This is a genomic window from Klebsiella sp. Sb-30, from assembly GCF_057652795.1.
The window spans coordinates 2,965,385-2,984,501 of record NZ_CM172749.1 but is presented as its reverse complement, the minus strand read 5'-3'; the positions used below and the strand labels follow the sequence as shown (position 1 = coordinate 2,984,501).

The window sequence follows — 19,117 nt, the reverse complement described above, 5'->3', positions numbered from 1 at the left end:
CCTCAGTTTTTTATGATTTCTATTTCTGGGTTTACTAACGAAACCTCTACTAAATTGTATGTTTTTTGATCCGGACTTAAGTTGACGCGATAAAAAAGATCGTTAACTTTAACGATAATGCCATCAGAGAGTTGTACTGAACTGGAAAATATAGCATTCACATCCACATCTTTTTTTTGTGATAAGGACCTGACAAAATTAACCATTTGTGATGATTGGGAATGTATATTTTTACTATCAGTATAATCAGCATATTGCACACCGGAAATGAAGAGCAAAAATAAGAAGGCTATGATTGTTAAGTCACGATATTTAGTTTGCAAACGATGGCGCATGTACAGACTAAAAACAACGATCAGGATAAATAAAGTACTAAATATAACGATGTATTTTAAATAATCATTGATGCTAGACTGCGTTTGTAGATAATCTATGCTATAAAATCTCATATATGTATAATCCCTAACCCCTCAAGACCCCATTTTTATTATAGTAACACATAGCCATTATCCGTTCTGGTGTTACTTAACAGCTAATAATTATCAGTTATCAGCTGAGATTTGTCATTATCCTTTTAGTCAACTGCAGTGATCTGCTTACGATGACCCAAGGCACTTCGATGTAAGTAAACATTCAGAACTTCTGTTTTTCGCTCACAGCGGCCACTGACCGTTGGCGAAGAGTGCTTTGCACCACAAGAGGATATCTCGGACATTACGACACGTTAGGTTAGATATCTAAAAGTGCATGGTTCGCCTGGTGGGAAACTTACAATGAGGCTAAGTGAGGTTGAATTTTGCAAGACTAACTGAATGGCCAAAATTGAGCAAACGGAGTAAGCAGTGTTCGCTATGCTGATGAATATTGAGCCGTAACAAGACAATGATAAGATTGATTTCTGTCTGGTCCCATTAAGGAACCCATTATGAACAGGCTGATTCGCAAAAATTATCCTGAGTTAGGTGAGGTAAAGGCCCCCTACGTTCACTCCGTGAGACATGGCGATACGCTCTATATCTCGGGGCTTACCGCATTTGGCACACCCGCACAGCAATCAGGCATCGTTGAACAGGCTGAGGAGATATTCAGTCAGATTTGTAAAATCGTCACCGCAGAGGGTACTGATTTCTCGTCTCTCATTAAAGTGACTATTTTCATTACCTCTTTTGACGAGATCAACGCGCTGCGCGAGGTACTCTACCGCTATTACGGCGATCACTTGCCTGCCAGTTCGCTGGTGGAAGTCAGCCGTCTCTTTGCACCCGATCTCAAGATTGAAATTGAAACGCTATTTGCCCTCTGATTAAGCTTAATGCGATGAAATAAATACCGAGGCTTGCTGGGCTGGCGGAACGGCGAAATTACGCTGCATACGTTTTATCTCCTCCGCCGGTGGCAGGCCAAACAGGCGTTTGAACTCGCGATTAAACTGCGACGGGCTTTCATAGCCTACGGCGTAACTCGCGGCGCTGGCGGTGATCTGCTGGCGCACCATCAACATGCGCGCCTGGTGCAGGCGGACCGATTTCACATACTGCATCGGCGGCATCCGGGTTATCGCTTTGAAATGGCTATGAAACGTCGGCACACTCATTCCTGCTTCCAGCGCCAGCTGCGTCAGCGTGAACGGCTCAGCGTAGAGAGCATGGATGCGCTGTAGCACTTTACCGATTTTGCCGAATTGCCCTTGCAAGGCCAGCGCGGCGCGCATTGCGTTGCCTTGCTCGCCTGTCAGAACCCGGAAATAGAGCTCACGCACCCGCGCAGGGCCAAGGATCGCCGCCTCAAGCGGATTGTTCAGAACTTCTAGCAAACGCAGCACCGCTGTTTTTACCGCGTCATCCATCGGACTCGACATCATGCTTTGCGGCACGGCGGGGGGATGCGGGGCACCATGCTGTTCAATCTGTAACATCAGTTCAGCGGCAAGCTGAAAATTCAGATGCATATAAATCGCCAGCAACGGATGTTCTGCCGAGGCGTCGGTTTCCATCACAAACGGCACCGGCACCGAAACCGCCAGGTAGTGCTGCTCATCATATAAATAGGTCTGCTGGCCGAAATAGCCGCGTTTGCTGCCCTGGCAGACAATCACGATCCCCGGATCGTACAGCACAGGTGTTCTGGCAAGCGGCCGGTCGGCACGCAAGATTCGCACATCAGGCAGCGCGGTCAGGTTGTACCCCTCCTGCGCGGCCAGTGTTTTCATCATGCTAATCATCCCGGACATCACGGCACCTCATAAAATCAGGCAATAAAAAGAGAAGATTCGGCCTAAAAATAGGACAGTACAGAGAATACCATGCAACCTTCACTGTTCATGGGAGTTCTTTTTTATGACATCGGTAAAAACGATTTTAATCACTGGCGTCAGCAGCGGCTTTGGTCGTGCGCTGGCGCAGGAAGCACTCACCGCAGGTCATCGGGTTATCGGGACCGTGCGTAATCACCACGCAAAGCAGGCTTTCGAGGCCCTTGATGCACAGCGGGCTTTCGGCCGCTTGCTGGATGTTACGGACGCCGGGCGTATTGCTGAGGTGGTAGCGGAGGTTGAATCGACCGTCGGTCCGGTTGATGTGCTGGTGAATAATGCCGGTTACGGCCATGAAGGCATCATGGAAGAAGCCTCGCTTGCGGAGATGCGCCACCAGTTTGAGGTGAATGTGTTTGGCGCAGTGGCAATGATGAAAGCCGTGCTAGCGGGCATGCGCCAGCGCCGTCGTGGCCATATTATTAATATCACCTCAATGGGCAGTTTTATTACTCTACCCGGTATCAGCTATTACTGCGGCAGCAAATTCGCGCTGGAAGGCATATCAGAAACGTTAAGCAAAGAGCTTATCCCGTTCAATATACACGTGACCGCCGTGGCGCCAGGGTCGTTTCGCACCGACTGGGCCGGGCGTTCAATGGTACGCAGCGCGCGTAGCATCCCGGACTATGATGCTCTTTTCGAACCCATTCGGCAGGCGCGTATGGAAAAAAGCGGCAAGCAACCCGGCGATCCCGTGATGGCTGCCCGCGCCATACTGACAATCATTGAGAGCCAGAACCCACCCACGCATTTATTGTTGGGCAGCGATGCATTGAGTTTAGTGCGGCAAAAACTCGCTGCATTAGATAAGGAAATCGAGCAATGGGAAACACTAACACGTTCAACGGATAGCGACTTACCGGCTTAGACGGGAGTGCATTGGATAACCCATAATGGCCGGTCGCCCATACGGCCATTTTGTATCGGGCATCGTGCTGATGCCCTGCACATGAGTGATGTTGACTTTGCGGACGTGCGGTGAAGTCAACGTCTCCTCTAACTTAACGCCACCCTGGCGCCTCTGGCCAGAGTGCTAAGTGCCAGGAGCGGACGTTGTTAATGGCATGATGTATGAACCCCTGGAGAGTCGATCATCTGTACTCCTGTTAATCCATACGGGAAATATTGTTATCAATAGCCCTACAGCGGAAGCGTTAACTGTATATTTGCACGCTCTCATTGAGCCTGCCACTTTGTTAAAGCAACTCTTACAGTTTAAAAGAACTTTCGCGGGATGTTACTCGGCTAAATAACCACCATCGATTGGATAAACGCCTCCGGTACAGAACGCTGATTTGTCTGAAAGCAAAAACAATATGAAGTCTGCTATTTCTTGCATTGTTGCCATCCTTTTCATAGGGTGGCTATTTGCGAAACTACGTACGATATTTTCAGGAAATTCAGTCATTCGTGGGGTTTGGACATAGCCCGGAGCGACTGCGTTGATTCGAATGTCCTGGCTTGCAAATTCTAACGCTGCGGTTTGGGTTAAACCGATTATACCGTGTTTAGCCACGGTGTAAGGTGCTAATCCAGGAATGCCAACCAGGCCATTTACTGCAGATAAATTAACGATAGAACCACCAAATTTCATCATCTCAGGTATTTCATATTTCAGACAGTAAAAAACGCCGCTCAAGGAGGTGGCAATAACCTTATCCCAGTTTTCAACCGTTTGCTCTGTTATGTTTTTACCATGTTCACCGGTTAAGCCTGCATTATTTACAGCATAATCAAGTCTGCCGAACTGTTGGATAACCTGAGCGATCATTTTCTGTACTTGTTCCGGTTGTGAGACATCACAGCCGATCCCCAGCGCTTGTGGTCCCTGTGAAGTTAATCGTTTCGCTTTTTGTTTAGCCTGCGCTGAGGAACGGGATACAATAACGACCTTCGCACCATATTTGTGTAATTGCTCTGCAACTGCCTCACCGATACCTGCAGTACTTCCTGTTATGACAGCAACTTTATTCTGGAAATTCATAATTCCCCCTATGAAGTAGAATGGAGTCTTTCATCGGGGTGAGTATACAAATTAGCTGTGACAGTTTTTGTCAGTACTCTTTCTCCTCGCAGATCCCTTCTTTGAATCTCCATTTTTTCAATAAAACCGTTCTGCTTTCACTATATGTAGAATCCAGCTGTGCCAGCTCTTTAATTTTATCAGTTCTAAAATGACGAAAATCATTTCTCATCTCACACCAGGCCACCAAAAGCCAGCATGACTCCATATATACCAATCCGATGGGCCATATGACTCGAGAAGAGTAAGTGTCTTTCTTGTCACAATACTTTATTTCGATTTTCTTTCGCTTTTTAATAGCATTGCGGATATCTTCAAAAAACAGTTCATTGTTTTCTGAAGGACCGATCAGATAGGATTGACTCTCAATAAGATTTTTTAATTCACCAGGAATGACGGCATGTATTTTGGCAAGGGCATTCCTTGCGGTATTCTTGAAATCATAATCCGTATTATGAGATACCCAATTTAACCCAAGCGTAATAGCATTGATTTCTTCATGAGAAAGGTTTAAGGGTGGCAAATGAAAGTCAGACTTAACGATATAACCAATTCCAGCACCGCCTTCAATGCACACGCCTTGATGTTGTAGCGTTTTTATATCTCTGTAAAGGGAGCGTACACTTACTCCTAATCTTATCGAGAGAGTGGATGCGGTGATCGGGTATCTTTGCGCCCTTAATATCTGTAGTAATTCGAGAAGCCTTTCTGTTCTGGTCATGCTGATCAATCCATCCTGATCCTGAGACGATATCTTAACGCATCTGTTGGATAAGCATCTTAGTACAAAGTAAGCGTACACGCTTAAGTTGAACAGTTCCCTTTGATTAATACAGCGCTATATTCGTCATTATTTTATTTAATAATATTAAGCGCTGCAGGCGAGGGCATAACTACCTGAAAAGGTACCGCTGGTTTCAGGGCGCGCCGTCAGCCGGAGCCAACCGATAAGAATGTAGCCGAAAACCATACCTGGCTGCGGGCGAGGATATCCGCCTGGTATCAACGTCGCTGAACGGCGGACAATCTGCGCGATCGGCTGAATGGGCTGGCACGGTGAGTACCGCGACCAGCCACGTGCGGCGGGGCATGACCTGTGGAAACCGCAGGTCATGGGAGCCCCCTGATTATTGCAATGCCGCCAGCTCATCCGCGGTCAGCGCAACGCTTTGCACCGTACCTGATTCCGCCGACTGTACCGCCGCTTCTAATACCGCCATTACCGCCAGCGCCTGCAGCGGCTGGACCGGGTTCTCGATCTTGCCGGTTAACGCATCGCGCACGTTAATATAGTACTGGCGCTGGTCGCCCTGCGGAGTAGGGATCTCGCGCGACTGCGAGCTGGCATCAAACACCACGAGGCTGTCGTCGTCATGCCCCCAGCTTTCGCTGCCGGGAACCACCCCGGCCAGCAGCTGGCTTTCCTGGCGATCGGCTTTCTGTTTCACCACGCTGCCTTTATCTCCGTGGACGGTAAAGCGCGATACGCCACCGGCCACCAGCATGCTGCAGTGCAAAATCACCTTATGCTGCGCGTAGTTTAAGACCACATGCGCCCAGTCATTAATCTCCGCGCCCTGGCGCAGGGTGGCGATATTGCCCTGCACCGACTGCGGCAGGCCGAACAGCTGTAGCGCCTGATCGATCAGGTGCGGCCCCAAATCGAACCATAATCCGCTGCCGGGGACATTTTGTTCTCTCCAGCGCACGCGAACTTCCGGGCGGAAACGGTCAAAATGCGACTCAAAGTGCTTAACATTGCCGATAAGTCCTTGTTCGATAACCTGTTTAATGCCGAGGAAATCGCTGTCCCAGCGGCGGTTATGGAAGACCGAAAGCAGCAGCTGCTTCTCTTCCGCCAGCGCAATCAGCTCGCGGGCTTCCTGCATATCCAGCGTAAAGGGCTTATCCACTACCACATGTTTCCCGGCATTCAGCGCCAGTTTGGCTAACGGGGCGTGCGTGGCGTTGGGGGAGGCGATCACCACCAGGTCAATATCCGGGTGTTGAATGGCCTGTTCTGGCGAGCCGATGACGGTGACATCCGGCAGATCGCGCTTCACCTTCTCTTCATCGCCGGACGCAACGACCGCCAGCGTGAGGCCTTCCACCGACTGAATCAGCGGGGCGTGAAACGTTTTGCCGACGAACCCATAGCCGATCAGCGCAATATTAATGTTTTTACCTTCACGAGCGATGACTTTTTTCATTACCCTCTCCACGTTATTGAGCGTCAGCAATGTTGACCTGCAGCGCGCTAGTATCCCCGAGCTCTTCCCAGGGCTTGTCTAAAAATAACTGATGTATGTCTGTTAATTCGGCCACCAGATGCGGCTCGCAGTGGTTCAACTTCATATGATCGGCGACCAGCCAGTGCTCGGTGCTTGCCGCCAGCATGGCGCGTTTGATTTCAGCATCGGCCTCCTGGCTGGCGCTTAAACCGAGTTGCGCATGGATGGCGCAGGCGCCGAGGATAGCGATATCGGCACGATAGCGCGCCAGCAATGCCAGGGTGGCGCTGCCGGCAAACAGCCGCTGCTGCACATCCCATGTTCCCCCCAGCATGATCAGCTGGATATCCGGGCGGGTGCTGAAATGCGAGGCAATATCTAATGAGGTGGTGATAACCGTCATCGGGCCTTGAATCTGGGTCGCGACGGCCAGAACGGTACTGCCGGCATCTAAAAAGAGGGTCGAACCGGCGGGTATTTTGCTGGCGACCAGGCGGCCTAAACGCTGTTTAGTCTGCGGCAGCAGGGCATTTCGGCCCTGGCGATTCATTGCGGAAATGTCGAGCGCGATTGCGCCGCCGTGGTTCTTCTGCGCCAGCCCCTGCTTTTCAAGATCGGCCAGATCGCGGCGCAGGGTGTCTGCAGAAACCTGCAGCTTTTCAACCAGGTCGCTGATACTGACTTGCCCGTTTTCACTAATAAGGTCGACCAGGTACTTTTGTCTGGCGGTTTTATGCATGGTGATGAAATCCTGCAAAATGCTGCAATAACTCGCATAATACAGCATTTCGCAGGAAAAGAAATCGTCCTTGCATCACCTTCTGGAGAGGAGCAGCGATGGGGCGAGGAAAGGGCGGCCGCCCGCTCTACGGAGGAGGTATCGGGCGGTATGGCGCAACGTTCTGCAGGCCCCCCAACCGCTCATCGTTACCGGTCAAAATATCCGCGACGGCGCTTCATCAGGGCGTCGGGGCGGGGCGAGACTTTTTTAAGGGGCGGGTTTGCAAAACGGCAACTCCGGTCTACTCTTACTCCTGCTCATAACAATGAAGGAGATAAAAACATGTGTACCAATTTGCACGATAACGCTCGTCAGTACGCAGAAGAGAAAAAATGAACGGCTCCTGCTAGCCTGCCGTCCCGCCGGTATTCATTCTGGCGGTGGTTCATTCAGCGGGCTGGACATATTCTTATGAAACGCACGCATAACCCGCCGTCGGCGGGTTCTTTTTTTATGTTTCTCCTCGTCCGCTTTTCATCAGCGAATTCAGCACCCTGCTGACTTTACCCCTTGATTAACCGATGTGTCAGGCTAGACTAGCAAAAATAAGAACTGACTGACGGAGGTCTGGTGGACGCCATTAAGGGATCGGAATTGAACGTGCCGGATGCGGTTTTTGCCTGGCAATTCGACGGGCAGGGCGGCGTGAAGCCGCTGACTGACAGTGACGCTATCGATAAGGAGCATCCCTGTTGGTTGCATCTGAACTATACCCACGCCGATAGCGCCGAATGGCTGGCATCCACTCCGCTGTTGCCCAACAGCGTCCGCGATGCCTTAGCCGGGGAAAGTACCCGTCCCCGGGTCACCCGGGTGGGGGACGGAACGTTAATTACGCTGCGCTGCATTAACGGCAGTACCGATGAGCGGCCTGACCAGCTGGTGGCGATGCGCCTGTATATGGACGAGCGCTTAATCGTCTCTACCCGTCAGCGTCGGGTGCTGGCGCTGGATGATGTGCTCGGCGATCTGCGCGAGGGAACCGGGCCGGTGGACTGCGGCGGCTGGCTGGTGGATATTTGCGATGCGCTGACCGATCACGCCAGCGAATTTATCGAGCAGCTGCATGACCGGATTATCGACCTCGAAGATAACCTGCTGGATCAGCAGGTGCCGCCGCGTGGTTTTCTGGCGCTGCTGCGCAAACAGCTGATCGTGATGCGCCGCTATATGTCTCCGCAGCGCGATGTCTACTCCCGCCTTGCCAGCGAGCGTCTGCCGTGGATGAATGACGATCACCGCCGCAGAATGCAGGATATCGCCGACCGGCTGGGGCGGGGCCTCGATGAGATTGACAGCTGTATTTCCCGGACGGCGATTATGAGCGATGAGATTGCTCAGATTATGCAGGAGGCGCTGTCGCGTCGTACCTATACCATGTCGCTGATGGCGATGGTGTTTCTGCCCAGCACCTTTTTGACCGGTCTGTTTGGCGTCAACCTGGGCGGGATCCCCGGCAATGAGTGGCATTTAGGCTTTTCTATCTTCTGCATAATGTTAGTCGTTCTCATTGGCGGTGTTACATGGTGGTTACATCGTAGTAAATGGCTGTAAATAATCGCTTTTCATCGCCGTCCATCGCGTGAAAATCCGGGAATGTTTGAGCGAAATCAATAAACCGTCTACCCATTCGGGGCAATATCTCTCTCGCAGGTGAATGCAACGTCAAGCGATGGGCGTTGCGCTCCATATTGTCTTACTTCCTTTTTTGAATTACTGCATAGCACAATTGATTCGTACGACGCCGACTTGATTAAGTCGGCTTTTTTTTGCTCTCTGGTTAGCAGCTTCTACGCTTAATGGGTATACCCGCTCATTCCCGGGAGAATCACCATGCGCTATCAGCCCCTGACATCGATCCCTGTCTCGCCAGAACCTAACGATCCCATACCGGTGCCCGATCCCCGGCCTCGCCCGCATCCGCTGCCCGACCCGCCGCCGGACGATGAGCCGATTAAATTGTCGCATCGCAGGCGCAGATCTGCGAGGATACGCGCCTGCCCTTTGTGTGCCTGTTAATTCGAGAAAAAATTGTGACCGCTTTTTCAACACTGAACGTTTTACCCGCTGCCCAGCTCGCCAATCTCAATGAGCTGGGTTATCTCACGATGACCCCTGTGCAGGCCGCCGCCTTGCCCGCGATTCTGGCGGGTAAAGATGTGCGCGTGCAGGCCAAAACCGGTAGCGGTAAAACAGCGGCATTTGGTCTGGGGCTGCTTCAACATGTTGATGCTACCCTGTTCCAGACACAATCTCTGGTACTGTGCCCAACCCGCGAACTGGCCGATCAGGTCGCGGGTGAGCTGCGTCGTCTGGCGCGCTTTTTACCGAATATTAAAATTTTGACCCTTTGCGGCGGGCAGCCTTTCGGCGCGCAGCGCGATTCGCTGCAGCATGCGCCGCATATCATCGTCGCCACACCGGGCCGTTTGTTAGATCACCTGCAAAAGGGCACCGTGTCGCTGGATGCGCTGCAGACGCTGGTGATGGATGAAGCCGATCGGATGCTGGATATGGGCTTCAGCGAGGCCATCGATGAGGTGATCCGCTTTGCCCCGGCCGAACGTCAGACGCTGCTGTTCTCCGCCACCTGGCCGGAAGCGATCGCGGCGATCAGCGGGCGGGTACAAAACCATCCGTTGACCATTGAGACCGATTCCGTCGACGCGCTGCCGGCAATCGAGCAGCAGTTTTTCGAAACCTCCCAGCGCGGAAAAATCCCGCTGCTGCAAACGCTGCTCAGCCAGCATCAGCCGGCCTCTTGCGTGGTGTTTTGCAACACCAAAAAAGATTGCCAGGCGGTTTGCGATTCGCTGAATGCCGCGGGGCAGAGCGCGCTGTCGCTGCACGGCGATCTTGAACAACGCGATCGCGATCAGACGCTGGTGCGATTTGCCAACGGGAGTTCTCGTGTGCTGGTCGCCACCGACGTTGCCGCGCGCGGCCTCGATATTAAATCGCTGGAGCTGGTGGTTAACTATGAGCTGGCCTGGGATCCGGAAGTTCACGTGCACCGTATCGGGCGTACCGCCCGCGCGGGTGAGAGCGGTCTGGCTATCAGCCTCTGCGCGCCGGAAGAGGCGCAGCGCGCCAATATCCTGGCAGAGATGCTGCAGCTGAAGCTGAACTGGGTGAGCGCGCCGACCAACGGCAATATCAAACCGCTTCACGCAGAGATGGCGACGCTGTGTATCGATGGCGGGAAGAAAGCGAAAATGCGCGCCGGCGATGTGCTCGGCGCGTTGACCGGCGATATGGGCTTTGACGGCGCCGACATCGGCAAGATTAACGTCCATCCTGCGCATGTCTATGTGGCCATTCGCCAGAGCGTGGCGCAGAAGGCCTATAAGCAGCTGCAGAACGGTAAGATTAAAGGCAAAAACTGCCGCGTTCGCCTGCTGAAATAAGCGATGACAAGGCGTCTCAGAGGTGACTCTGAGACGCCGGTGGGTTACTTCACTTCGACCACGTTCAGGCGCAGTTCATCCAGCTGCGCGGCATCGTCTTCCGGCTGCCAGCCGGCAGGCTGCAGCGGAATCTCTTCCCGGTCAAACGCCAGATCGCCGCCATCAACCACTTCTGAGTTGTGGTTAATCCCTTTAAAGTCAAACAGGTTAATGTCGCTCAGATGCGACGGCACCACGTTCTGCATGGCGCTGAACATGGTTTCTATACGGCCAGGATAGCGCTTATCCCAGTCGCGCAGCATATCGGCGATCACCTGGCGCTGCAGGTTAGGCTGCGAACCGCACAGGTTGCACGGAATGATCGGGAAACCTTTCGCCTGCGAAAAACGCTCAATGTCTTTTTCACGGCAGTATGCCAGCGGGCGAATCACGATGTGTTTACCGTCATCGCTCATCAGCTTCGGCGGCATGCCTTTCATTTTGCCGCCGTAGAACATGTTCAGGAACAGCGTCTGTAAAATATCGTCGCGGTGATGGCCGAGGGCAATCTTAGTTGCGCCTAGTTCACTCGCGGTACGGTACAGGATACCGCGACGCAGACGCGAACAGAGCGAGCAGGTGGTTTTGCCTTCAGGAATCTTCTCTTTGACGATCCCGTAGGTGTTTTCTTCGACAATTTTGTACTCGACGCCAAGCTGCTCGAGATATTCCGGCAGAATGTGGGCGGGGAAACCCGGCTGCTTCTGATCGAGGTTGACCGCGACCAGCGAGAATGAAATCGGCGCGCTTTTCTGCAGGCTGCGCAGGATTTCCAGCATGGTGTAGCTATCTTTACCGCCGGACAGGCAAACCATAATCCGGTCGCCGTCTTCGATCATGTTGAAATCGGCAATGGCTTCGCCGACGTTACGGCGCAGGCGCTTTTGCAATTTATCGAGGTTGTACTTTTCTTTTTTGCTAATTTCTTGATTTTGCAGCATTTAATAATAGCTCAATTCATAGTGTGGCACACGCACTCTGCCCACGGCACGGCGGGTGGTCGCAATTAATGACGTCAGTCTAAGTCTGTGGCGTGTATGGTACGGATTCGCGGTGGGGATGTCAGCACATTTCCGGTAGTTTAACCTGACAGATGTTGAGATAAAAAGCCCGCCGTGAGGGCGGGCTGAAGGGGTTAACGCACAACCAGTACGGAACAGTCGGCATGACGAACGACGGCCGCGGCGTTGGAGCCGAGCAGATAGGTCGTTATGTCCGGGCGGTGAGAGGCGATAATCACCAGATCGGCCGGCAGCGTTTTCGCCAGCTCCAGAATGTTATCCTTCGGCGAACCTTCCTTAACATGGAAATGCACCCGGTCTTCAGGAATGGCGAACTGAGCGACGAACTCTTTCAGACGCGTTTCCGATTCCGCTTTAAACTCATCCATCGGCGGTAGTTCGGTGGTATAGGCCATCCCCAGCGAGGCGTAGTAGGGAAGGGATGGAATCACGGTCAGAAAGTGTACTTCGGCATCGTCAATACGCGCTTCCGCCTCAACGTGACAGACAACGCGTTGAGTTAATTCTTTTTCAGATATATCAATAGGTACAAGAATTATTCTGGCCATAAAACCTCCTGTTTAAGTAACCGCTTAAAGTGTACGCCATTTGGCGGCATGATGTACCATGACGGGTCACATTTTAGCGTGAGCTACCCCGATGTTCGGTAAATTTCCCTTTGATGACGCCATCATAAAAACGTCCCTTGGAGACCACCTGCAAAAAAAGGCGATAGATGCGTTCGGGCACCTTCTCATAGCGGAGCGTGGTGGCGTCGTGAAACCGGATTTCGAGGATGCCAGAGGCTTCGTCATAGGCGATGGAGGCGATTCGGGATGATTTTACGGGTTGATGATCCATGGCTGGCGTCCTTTACGGCAGGCTTTACCGGCAATATATCATTTATCGGGTAACGGTTTTAATACACCAGGGATATTGTTTTGATTTGATTGATGTTCCCGGCACGACGCGATAAAACAGCGTTGCTGTGGGCGGGACTTTGCATCACCGCGGATACAGTGGCACCGGTGCGACGATGCAGGCGCCAGAGGAGCGTTATGCGATAAGGCGTTGTCATCTGTGCCCTATAGACTGGCTATAGAATAAACACCGGCAAAGTATTTCGCTTGAAGTCGTACATCGTCGCAATACCCGCATATGGAACGAGACTTTTATGGACATTGCTCATGCCGGATATAATGTGTTTTAAATATCAGGCCAATATTATGTTGATTCCTTTATAAATCTGCAGGCGATGAATAACGTATTTGATAAGCGTTATACATAATGATGACTTCAATTGGATGTTTCTGAAGTGTTTTTATTTTAAATTTAGAGTGGCGCTGAGGGTGTTATAAATAACAAAGAGGTGTAAGGGTGAAAAATGATCTGAGCGGTAATAGAACCTGTAGGCTAAAAAAATACACCTGTTATGATAATGGTTTGGTGAATGTATAAACTGAATATATACAAAATAAAAATTATACATAACGGGATTATTCGCTTATTATCCGTGCGTTATTGCCTTCTATTGTCGCCAGCTTCTTTATTATGTTCGTCACATATTCACGCACGATATTATTTTGACGATAAAAATGACAAGCCCGAATGAATATTCGGGCTTTTTTTATGCTAAGGCTTAAAAACAGAGCGGGTTAACTCTCGGTTGCCGGTTTCTCCGCTTTGCCGGCCATCTGGGCCAGGAAGTCATAGCGTTTTTGCAAATCCGCCGCCGCATCCTTCCACAGCTGCTCCGCCACTTCGGGCTGCTGAGAATTGAGGCGACGGAAACGTTGCTCGTTAAGCAGCGTTTCGGCCAGCGCGTCTGACGGTGGGCGAGAGTCCAGCGCCAGCGGCAGTTTGCCTTCATCCGCACGACGAGGGTCGAAGCGGTACAGCGGCCAGAAGCCGGTGGCGGTCAGCTGACGCATCTGATCGTGGCTGAGCGCCAGATCGTAACCGTGCTCTTCGCAGGGGCTGTAGGCGATAATCAGCGACGGGCCAGGGTAGGCCTCCGCTTCCTGAATCGCTTTCACCGTCTGATTCAGCTGCGCCCCCAGCGAAATTTGCGCGACGTAAACATGTCCGTACATCATCATGCTGACGCCGAGGTCCTTACGCGCCTTGCGCTTGCCATGCTCACCAAATTTGGTGACCGCGCCGAGCGGAGTCGCCTTCGATGCCTGGCCGCCGGTATTGGAATAACACTGGGTATCGAGAACCAGAATGTTGACGTTTTCGGTCAGGCTCAGGACGTGGTCGAGACCGCCGAAGCCAATGTCATAGGCCCAGCCATCGCCGCCGATAAGCCAGATGGATTTCTCAACCAGCGCATCGGCATCGGTTAAGAGCTCCTTCGCACCGGCTTCATTAGCCAGAACCTGGCGTAGCTCGGCCACCTGTTCGCGGCGCACCTCTGGGGTGGCGTCGGCCTGCAGCGCCTCATACAATGCTGGCGGCAGTTTATCGGCAAACGTTGCCAGCAGGCGCATGACGCGCTGACGGTGCTGGTCGACGGTTAAGCGGAAGCCGAGGCCAAATTCGGCGTTGTCTTCGAACAGCGAGTTTGCCCACGCCGGGCCACGGCCGTTGGCGTCGGTGGTATACGGTGTGGATGGCAGATTACCGCCGTAAATCGACGAGCAGCCGGTGGCGTTAGCGATCAGCATCCGATCCCCGTACAGCTGGGTCAGCAGTTTGATATACGGCGTTTCGCCGCAGCCGGAACAGGCCCCGGAATATTCAAACAGCGGGCTGATCAGTTGCGAGGTGCGGATATCAATCCGCTCCAGAGTGCTGCGGTCGATTTCCGGCAGGTTGAGGAAGAAGTCGTAGTTCACTTTCTCTTCTTCCACATGCTCAAGGCGCGACATCATGTTGATGGCCTTGATTTCAGGATTCTGCCGGTCTTTTGCCGGACACACTTCCACGCACAGGTTACAGCCGGTGCAATCTTCCGGCGCCACCTGCAGGACATATTTCTGCCCGCGCATATCGCGCGATTTGACGTCCAGGGAGTGCAGACTGGCCGGGGCCGCCTCCATGGCCTGCGGAGGGACCACTTTGGCGCGAATCGCTGAATGCGGGCAGGCGGCGACGCAGTGGTTACACTGGGTGCACAGCTCCTCCTTCCAGATGGGGATCTCTTCGGCGATATTGCGTTTTTCCCAGCGCGTGGTGCCCATTGGCCAGGTGCCATCCGGCGGCAGCGCGGAGACCGGTAGCGCATCGCCGAGACCGGCCAGCATCGCGGCGGTGACGGTTTTCACAAAATCCGGCGCGGCATCGGAGACCACCGGCGGACGGTTCGGGCTGGAGGCATCGACCGGGCGCAACGGCACTTCGGCCAACGATTCGCGCGCCAGCGCCAGCGCCTGCCAGTTGCGCTCAACCAGATCCTGGCCTTTGCTGCTGTAGCTTTTCGCAATGGCGCCCTGCAGTTCGGCCAGCGCGCTGTCGCCCGGCAGAATTTGCGTTAAGTGGAAGAATGCCATCTGCATGACGGTATTGATACGCGCGCCAAGGCTGCATTCTCGGGCAATTTTCGCAGCGTTGACGATATAAAAGCGCGCTTTTTTCTGATTCAGCGTTGCCTGCACTTCCTGCGGCAGGCGCGACCAGACGTCATCCACACCATAAGGTGTATTGAGCAAGAAAATCCCGCCGGGTTTTAACCGCTCAACCATTTGATATTTGTCGATAAACTGTAGCTGATGGCAGCCAACGAAATCGGCCTGCGAGATCAAATAGGAGGAGCGAATCGGTTTCTCACTGACGCGTAAATGCGAAACGGTCAACCCGCCGGCTTTTTTCGAGTCATAGACAAAATAGCCCTGCGAGAACCACGGCGTGGAGTTACCGATAATTTTGATATTGTTTTTAGTGGCCGATACGCTGCCATCGCTGCCGAGGCCGTAGAACAGCGCCTCCAGTTTGGCTTCTGACGGCAGGGTGTTCTCCCCGAGCGGCAGGGAGAGATTGGTCACATCATCATAAATGCCGACGGTGAATCGCGGTTTGGGCCGGGCTTCGCGCAATTCATTGAAGATAGCCAGCACGCACTCCGGGCCGAACTCTTTCGATGAAAGGCCGTAGCGGCCGCCGATGGTGCGGGGCAGAGTTTCACGTTCGCCGCGGTTAAAGGCTTCCGCCAGCGCGGTCATGATATCCAGGTACAGCGGCTCGGCATGGGCGCCCGGTTCTTTGGTGCGATCCAGAACGGCGATAGCGCGGGTGCTTTCCGGCAGTGCCTCCAGCAGATGGGCGGCTGAGAAGGGGCGATAGAGGCGAACTTTCAGGACACCGACTTTTTCGCCACGGCTCAGCAGTTCGTCAACGACCTCTTCACAGGTGCCGATCGCCGAGCCCATAATCACAATCACCCGTTCTGCCTGCGGATGGCCATAAAACTCGAACGGTTTGTACTGACGCCCGGTCGCGGCGGCGAAATCGTTCATCGCCGTTTCAACGTGGTCATAGACCGCGTCGTACCAGGGGTTCGTGGCTTCGCGGGACTGGAAATAAGTATCCGGGTTCGCCGAAGTGCCGCGGATCACCGGATGTTCCGGATTCAGCGCGCGCAGACGGTGCGCGTCAATCTCGTCCTGAGGCAGCAGGTTGCGAATGGTGTCATCCGCAAGCGGGGCGATTTTATTGATTTCATGCGAAGTGCGGAAGCCGTCGAAGAAATGGATAAACGGCACCCGGCTCTTAAGCGTGGCGATATGGGAAATCAGCGCAAAGTCCTGGGCTTCCTGGACGCTGCTGGCGCACAGCATGGCGCAGCCGGTCTGGCGTACGGCCATGACGTCGGAGTGGTCGCCGAAGATCGAGAGTGCGTGGGTGGCGACGGTACGAGCGGCAACGTGCAGGACAAACGGCATCAGCTGACCGGCCAGTTTGTACAGCGTGGGGATCATCAGCAGTAAACCCTGCGATGAGGTAAAGGAGGTCGAGAGCGCCCCGGTTTGCAGCGCGCCGTGTACAGCACCGATGGCCCCGGCTTCCGACTGCATTTCGACGACGCGAGGTACGTCTCCCCACACGTTTTTAAGCCCGTTACCCGCCCAGGCATCCGCCTGTTCCGCCATCGTTGAACTGGGCGTAATCGGGTAGATGGCGATAACCTCACTTGTGCGAAACGCGACTGAAGCGGCCGCGCCATTACCGTCGATAGTAATCATAAGAAGACACCCTAACATTGCGCAAAAGAAGAGACCTGACAAACGGCTACAGGTCTTGTAATTATAGTGGCTAGTATAAGGGCATTATCTATACCCTTGAAGTTGTGAGGCTTTCGAGTGCACAAATTGATCCACGAATTCTTCCCCGGAAGGGCAAAAGATACCGACGGCTTCGCATCTATCTTTATGATTATTATGCATTTATGTTGACAGGCGGCGTAACGGGCAGGTTTCCCCGTGGTGAGAGCCGTGCTGTCGAAGATATCGCCGTTGACGTATCAATCTGCCTGTGGGTCTGAATCAGGGGGCATTATTTATCTGCGAATTCGCGATACTCGATTTTCTAATCCTGACGTTGTGGAATAGCCATTCACGATTAACATTGGCAATGATGGGACATATTGTAGGCGGATGTTAGCGGACTGCGAATGTGAGAACTCCGCTATTTGTGATTTTTACATTCTGCCTTTACAAAGATAAACAAAGGTTGAAATAAACTCTCTTTTGCGGGTGTTAATATCAGCTCAACATTGCTGGATTAACTACGGAATGGTTAGCAAAAGTCAACCTGGAGAGTTTTTATGCAAAAATCTACCCGAAAAACCCTTTGTACAAAGCGATGGTCACGGACGCCTGAATCACAGGACCTGCAAAAAGATCGGTTTGATCCACTTTGGTCAGAGCATAAAGACAGCGGTTGCCGTAAAAAAGAGTGGAAAAAAGCGGGCTTAACGTTGTGCAGTAAAAATTCCCCCCTGAGACCTGATTGATATTTTTATTAGATTTTGCCTCCTGTATAAAAATCAGGAGGCGGTCTGCCTGGGGATTTTAATTTTAAGGACCATTGGCTGGTTGAGATTATATTTTAGGGTATATCTAAAAATGCCGAACTTTAATGAAAAAAGGTGACCTGGTCGTTGGCTTGCAATTTGATAATAGCATTAACGCTATGATGTCGCCGGCTGGTGGATAAATAGCTGAGCGGGATAACCTTCCTGGCACGATCCGAGCTCCGTAGAGAAGGGGCGGGAGAAGGGCGTCATGACAACCCTGCCATCTGGCGGGGTTTTATCGTTATGGGCGGCGGCATCCTGGTCGCGAGAGCAAACGCTCTTTTCTCATCACAAGTACAGCCGTTTTGACGGCGATAGCCACAGCCCGTCTGGAGGACCGCGGCCAGCGGCGTGCATCGCGGGTATAGATGATCCACAGCATTCCTGTCATTTTCCCTGACAAGATCAACGATCGGCGGAAAATTTGCTAAGAAATGTTAATGGGGCGCATAAATACGTATTTCGCCTCTCGACGTCAGGCGCTGCGCTGCCTATTATTCTTGGGTTTGTTTATTTTGGGAAGTTTCTGAGGGGAGAGACGATGCGAGCAGCGTTTTTAGTAGGGTGTGCCGCGTTATTATTGTCGGCCTGTAGTAGCGAACCTGTTCAGCAGGCAACCGCGGCACACGTGTCGCCGGGAATGCGTGCCGCGATGAGCAGCTCAGGGCAGGCGAACTGCGCGATGATTGGCGGCTCATTGTCCGTGGCACGACAGCTTGATGGTTCGGCGATCGGCATGTGCGCGTTACCCAACGGCAAGCGCTGCAGCGAACAGGCGTTAGCGGGTGGAAGCTGCGGTAACTACTAGTTGACCAGGTCGGCGAGTTTATAGACCAGAGTCTGATCGGCAGTGGCCAGCGTCAGCTGATTTTCCGTCAGGTCAACCTGTGCGCCATCGCGCAGCATTTTGCTCAGCGTATTATCCAGCGTATTCAGCTGAGAATCGGTGCACAGCATACGGGTCATCGCCAGCGTTTTGACCTTCAGCTCGCCGCCGCTGATTTTGCCTTTACCGCTAAAGCGGTTGCACATGTTTCCTGAAACATACATATCTTCGCCAAAACTCAGCTCCAGCGGTTTGGCTCCCGCCGCCAGCGCCTGGCCATTCACGCTGGTCAGGACGAAACGATGGTGCTGAAGTTGCTCCGCGCCGGTGGAAACTTTGCTGTTGTAGACACAGCCAGATAACAGCATTCCTGCCGCCAGCAGTGCAGCAAACTTGTTCATTTTTCCTCCAAAACATTTATCACATCTATTAAATACGCACAGTTTAACTTTACTGCAGGCAATTTCTGTGGGGGTTAT

The 19,117-nt window shown here is 52.7% G+C and carries 17 protein-coding genes; 6 read left to right on the top strand and 11 right to left on the bottom strand.

Annotated elements, in window-relative coordinates; genetic code table 11:
* Positions 1-2: 2 nt before the first annotated feature.
* Entirely contained in the window at positions 3-449 is a 447-nt protein-coding gene (locus AC236I_RS13935) for a DUF3290 domain-containing protein (protein WP_015584482.1), read from the bottom strand.
* Between the two features lie 476 nt (positions 450-925).
* Between AC236I_RS13935 and AC236I_RS13930 the strand changes: the two genes are divergently transcribed.
* Positions 926-1,303 (top strand): RidA family protein, encoded by a 378-nt coding sequence (locus AC236I_RS13930; protein WP_048024344.1) that lies wholly within the window; start codon positions 926-928, stop codon positions 1,301-1,303.
* A 6-nt stretch (positions 1,304-1,309) separates the two neighbouring features.
* On the opposite strand, the gene AC236I_RS13925 is transcribed toward AC236I_RS13930, so the two are convergent.
* Complete coding sequence (locus AC236I_RS13925; RefSeq protein ID WP_004861194.1) at positions 1,310-2,230, bottom strand: AraC family transcriptional regulator; 921 nt, start codon at positions 2,228-2,230, stop codon at positions 1,310-1,312.
* Between the two features lie 106 nt (positions 2,231-2,336).
* Here AC236I_RS13925 and AC236I_RS13920 point away from each other — a divergent pair, with 106 nt between their 5' ends.
* Positions 2,337-3,182 carry an oxidoreductase gene (locus AC236I_RS13920; RefSeq protein ID WP_054828862.1) on the top strand — a complete coding sequence of 282 codons (846 nt, stop codon included), beginning with the start codon at positions 2,337-2,339 and terminating at the stop codon, positions 3,180-3,182.
* 369 nt (positions 3,183-3,551) lie between these two features.
* Here AC236I_RS13920 and AC236I_RS13915 read toward each other — a convergent pair whose 3' ends face one another.
* The 4 genes from AC236I_RS13915 to AC236I_RS13900 all read right to left on the bottom strand — a co-directional run bounded on the left by AC236I_RS13915 (position 3,552) and on the right by AC236I_RS13900 (position 7,307).
* Positions 3,552-4,298: an SDR family NAD(P)-dependent oxidoreductase gene (locus AC236I_RS13915; protein WP_004861200.1), complete on the bottom strand. Its 747-nt coding sequence runs from the start codon at positions 4,296-4,298 to the stop codon at positions 3,552-3,554.
* Positions 4,299-4,368: 70 nt separating this feature from the next.
* A complete protein-coding gene (locus AC236I_RS13910) occupies positions 4,369-5,058 on the bottom strand; it encodes a helix-turn-helix transcriptional regulator (protein ID WP_015584480.1) in 690 nt (229 codons plus the stop codon).
* 406 nt (positions 5,059-5,464) lie between these two features.
* A complete protein-coding gene (locus AC236I_RS13905; RefSeq protein ID WP_032717342.1) occupies positions 5,465-6,547 on the bottom strand; it encodes an oxidoreductase in 1,083 nt (360 codons plus the stop codon).
* 13 nt (positions 6,548-6,560) lie between these two features.
* Positions 6,561-7,307 carry a DeoR/GlpR family DNA-binding transcription regulator gene (locus tag AC236I_RS13900; protein WP_004861208.1) on the bottom strand — a complete coding sequence of 249 codons (747 nt, stop codon included), beginning with the start codon at positions 7,305-7,307 and terminating at the stop codon, positions 6,561-6,563.
* Between the two features lie 612 nt (positions 7,308-7,919).
* Here AC236I_RS13900 and zntB point away from each other — a divergent pair.
* The 3 genes from zntB (at position 7,920) to dbpA (ending at position 10,756) form a co-directional block, all read left to right on the top strand.
* Positions 7,920-8,903, top strand: coding sequence for a zinc transporter ZntB (gene zntB / locus AC236I_RS13895; protein WP_004861213.1), 984 nt, complete (start codon positions 7,920-7,922; stop codon positions 8,901-8,903).
* 279 nt (positions 8,904-9,182) lie between these two features.
* Entirely contained in the window at positions 9,183-9,368 is a 186-nt protein-coding gene (gene ynaL / locus AC236I_RS13890) for a proline-rich small protein YnaL (RefSeq protein ID WP_071824622.1), read from the top strand.
* 14 nt (positions 9,369-9,382) lie between these two features.
* Positions 9,383-10,756 carry an ATP-dependent RNA helicase DbpA gene (gene dbpA / locus AC236I_RS13885; RefSeq protein WP_004861223.1) on the top strand — a complete coding sequence of 458 codons (1,374 nt, stop codon included), beginning with the start codon at positions 9,383-9,385 and terminating at the stop codon, positions 10,754-10,756.
* A gap of 44 nt (positions 10,757-10,800) precedes the next feature.
* On the opposite strand, the gene ttcA is transcribed toward dbpA, so the two are convergent.
* The 4 genes from ttcA to nifJ all read right to left on the bottom strand — a co-directional run bounded on the left by ttcA (position 10,801) and on the right by nifJ (position 16,979).
* The gene (ttcA, locus tag AC236I_RS13880) at positions 10,801-11,736 is read right to left on the bottom strand and encodes a tRNA 2-thiocytidine(32) synthetase TtcA (RefSeq protein WP_004861225.1); all 936 of its coding nucleotides are present in this window, start codon (positions 11,734-11,736) and stop codon (positions 10,801-10,803) included.
* Between the two features lie 194 nt (positions 11,737-11,930).
* Positions 11,931-12,365, bottom strand: coding sequence for a universal stress protein UspF (gene uspF / locus AC236I_RS13875; protein WP_004861228.1), 435 nt, complete (start codon positions 12,363-12,365; stop codon positions 11,931-11,933).
* Between the two features lie 73 nt (positions 12,366-12,438).
* Entirely contained in the window at positions 12,439-12,657 is a 219-nt protein-coding gene (locus AC236I_RS13870; RefSeq protein ID WP_004861230.1) for a KTSC domain-containing protein, read from the bottom strand.
* Positions 12,658-13,451: 794 nt separating this feature from the next.
* Positions 13,452-16,979 (bottom strand): pyruvate:ferredoxin (flavodoxin) oxidoreductase, encoded by a 3,528-nt coding sequence (nifJ, locus tag AC236I_RS13865; protein ID WP_048024342.1) that lies wholly within the window; start codon positions 16,977-16,979, stop codon positions 13,452-13,454.
* 1,374 nt (positions 16,980-18,353) lie between these two features.
* Here nifJ and AC236I_RS13860 point away from each other — a divergent pair.
* Positions 18,354-18,620 (top strand): putative hemolysin, encoded by a 267-nt coding sequence (locus AC236I_RS13860; RefSeq protein ID WP_004861238.1) that lies wholly within the window; start codon positions 18,354-18,356, stop codon positions 18,618-18,620.
* Here the strand turns inward: AC236I_RS13860 and hslJ are convergent.
* Positions 18,617-19,039, bottom strand: a complete 423-nt coding sequence (gene hslJ, locus AC236I_RS13855; RefSeq protein ID WP_004861241.1) for a heat shock protein HslJ — start codon at positions 19,037-19,039, stop codon at positions 18,617-18,619. The genes AC236I_RS13860 and hslJ overlap by 4 nt on opposite strands.
* Between the last annotated feature and the right edge of the window lie 78 nt (positions 19,040-19,117).

What these genes read in the sequence shown, in the direction of transcription:
- AC236I_RS13870 (WP_004861230.1), bottom strand. Translation starts at nt 12,657, where the DNA reads ATGGATCATCAACCCGTAAAATCATCCCGAATCGCCTCCATCGCCTAT.
- AC236I_RS13920 (WP_054828862.1), top strand. Translation starts at nt 2,337, where the DNA reads ATGACATCGGTAAAAACGATTTTAATCACTGGCGTCAGCAGCGGCTTT.
- nifJ (WP_048024342.1), bottom strand. Translation starts at nt 16,979, where the DNA reads ATGATTACTATCGACGGTAATGGCGCGGCCGCTTCAGTCGCGTTTCGC.
- AC236I_RS13860 (WP_004861238.1), top strand. Translation starts at nt 18,354, where the DNA reads ATGCGAGCAGCGTTTTTAGTAGGGTGTGCCGCGTTATTATTGTCGGCC.
- ttcA (WP_004861225.1), bottom strand. Translation starts at nt 11,736, where the DNA reads ATGCTGCAAAATCAAGAAATTAGCAAAAAAGAAAAGTACAACCTCGAT.
- AC236I_RS13935 (WP_015584482.1), bottom strand. Translation starts at nt 449, where the DNA reads ATGAGATTTTATAGCATAGATTATCTACAAACGCAGTCTAGCATCAAT.
- AC236I_RS13910 (WP_015584480.1), bottom strand. Translation starts at nt 5,058, where the DNA reads ATGACCAGAACAGAAAGGCTTCTCGAATTACTACAGATATTAAGGGCG.
- AC236I_RS13925 (WP_004861194.1), bottom strand. Translation starts at nt 2,230, where the DNA reads ATGTCCGGGATGATTAGCATGATGAAAACACTGGCCGCGCAGGAGGGG.
- AC236I_RS13930 (WP_048024344.1), top strand. Translation starts at nt 926, where the DNA reads ATGAACAGGCTGATTCGCAAAAATTATCCTGAGTTAGGTGAGGTAAAG.
- AC236I_RS13915 (WP_004861200.1), bottom strand. Translation starts at nt 4,298, where the DNA reads ATGAATTTCCAGAATAAAGTTGCTGTCATAACAGGAAGTACTGCAGGT.
- hslJ (WP_004861241.1), bottom strand. Translation starts at nt 19,039, where the DNA reads ATGAACAAGTTTGCTGCACTGCTGGCGGCAGGAATGCTGTTATCTGGC.
- uspF (WP_004861228.1), bottom strand. Translation starts at nt 12,365, where the DNA reads ATGGCCAGAATAATTCTTGTACCTATTGATATATCTGAAAAAGAATTA.
- AC236I_RS13905 (WP_032717342.1), bottom strand. Translation starts at nt 6,547, where the DNA reads ATGAAAAAAGTCATCGCTCGTGAAGGTAAAAACATTAATATTGCGCTG.
- AC236I_RS13900 (WP_004861208.1), bottom strand. Translation starts at nt 7,307, where the DNA reads ATGCATAAAACCGCCAGACAAAAGTACCTGGTCGACCTTATTAGTGAA.
- ynaL (WP_071824622.1), top strand. Translation starts at nt 9,183, where the DNA reads ATGCGCTATCAGCCCCTGACATCGATCCCTGTCTCGCCAGAACCTAAC.